Raw genomic sequence first — 318 nt, forward strand, 5'->3', positions numbered from 1 at the left:
GAGCGACGGGCGGCCGCCGAGCGAGGCGATCAGGACCGTCGTGAACGTGATCATCCCCAGGCCGCCGAACTGGATCAGGAGCAGGATCCAGAGCTTCCCCCAGGTCGAGAAGTAGGTCGCCGTGTCCTCGACGATCAGGCCCGTCACGCAGACGGCGCTGGTGGCCGTGAACAGCGCATCGATCCACCCCAGCCCCGTCGCCCCCGGGGCGTAGAAGAACGGGACCGCCCGCAGGCCGATCGTCCCGATGGCGATGAGGGCCAGGAAGCTGATGAGGAAGAGCCACTCGGGGGTGATCTGCTCCCAGGCGATGCCGAC

Annotated in this window: 1 pseudogene; it reads right to left on the bottom strand. The window is 68.2% G+C overall.

The features are described from left to right. Positions 1 to 318, bottom strand: a pseudogene (locus AB1L30_RS00605) (hypothetical protein); the annotation flags it as partial.

The sequence above is a fragment of the Bremerella sp. JC817 genome (genome assembly GCF_040718835.1).
Lineage (GTDB): Bacteria > Planctomycetota > Planctomycetia > Pirellulales > Pirellulaceae > Bremerella.